1 protein-coding gene is annotated in these 1,269 nt (G+C 59.2%); it reads right to left on the reverse strand.

Annotated elements, in window-relative coordinates:
• Window positions 1-26 precede the first annotated feature (26 nt).
• Window positions 27-1,022 carry an IS110 family RNA-guided transposase gene (locus CRO06_RS19745; RefSeq protein WP_097059222.1) on the reverse strand — a complete coding sequence of 332 codons (996 nt, stop codon included), beginning with the start codon at window positions 1,020-1,022 and terminating at the stop codon, window positions 27-29.
• Window positions 1,023-1,269 lie beyond the last annotated feature (247 nt).

Here is a 1,269-nt window from a genome sequence, read left to right on the forward strand (position 1 = left end):
CGCCGCTGTAGATACCCTGTTCAACTTCAAGCGTTTTGAAGGCCTTGAGGCTGAAATAAACGCGATGAATCGAATGGGGTATCGGTCTTCAAACACGCCCATAGGCCAGTGAGGTATTTCCGCATCACCGCCACCAGAGCCTGGATCTTCTTCTTGCCCCGGGCCACCAGAGCCTCATAGAACGCTTTGGCGTTGGGATCGTAGCGTACCGCCGATAGCGCCGGCATATACAAGGCGGAGCGTAGGTAAACATTGCCCGCCTTACTGATGCGTCCAGGCCGGTTCACACTGGTTCCAGACTGGTGCTGACGCACATCCAACCCCGCATGCCGACTGACCTGACTGGACTTCAGATCCCGCGGCAGCACACACAACTCCGCCAGAACCGACAAGGCCGTCGCTTCTCCAACGCCCTTGGCCGCCAGCAGATGTTCATACTGACGTTGCAGCACGGGAGCCTCGGCCATCAGCTCCAGGGCGGCCTGGCGAAGCCGCTCAATACGCCTCTCCAGGGTGGCGATCCCCTCCTGCTCATCCTCAATCAGTAGGGCTGGCGTGGAGCGAGTGGCCTTCAAGGCGTGCAACCGATTCTTTGCCTGGGCCCGGCTGCCCACCAGCCGATTGATCTGCCGCCCCAGGCTCCTCAGCATCTGATGCTGCTGATCCGGTGGCGTCCACAGCGCCGGGGCCATACGTTGGCCATACTCGGCCAACAGATCCGCATCAATGCCGTCGGATTTACTGGTCTGCAGCTTCAACTCAGCGAAATGGCGGAAACTCTTGGGGTTGATCACCGCGACCGGCAGACCCGCGTCGGCCAGGGCCACAGCCAGATCGAAATAATAGATGCCCGTGGCTTCCATCACGATCAGGGCCGGCTTGACCTTCTTCAACTGTGAGATCAGAGCCGCGTGCCCCTCCACGGTCTGTTTGTACTGCTTGGGCTGAGAGGCCTTGTCGCCTTGCCGAATCACGGCATCCACCGTGTAAGCACTGATATCCAAACCCACGTTAACCGGCACGTCACTTCACCTCAGGTCATTGATTAGAGACAATGGGCACCGGTTCCCCGACCTCGCACTGCTTGCCACTACCGACCTTGTGGATACGAAGTCCCTTGGTGGGCTTCGGGATACCCTTCGGAGTGAGCAATGAGGCGGGGAGCCGCTCTACAGACGAAGTCAGACCATGCTGCTTCCAGGAGCGAACGGCCTCCCCGGTAACCGTGTGAAACCCTATCAATATCTTCCGGGGCAACATACAAGGAGC

Origin of the sequence: Alloalcanivorax xenomutans (assembly GCF_900217905.1) — a bacterium.
Lineage (GTDB): Bacteria > Pseudomonadota > Gammaproteobacteria > Pseudomonadales > Alcanivoracaceae > Alloalcanivorax > Alloalcanivorax xenomutans.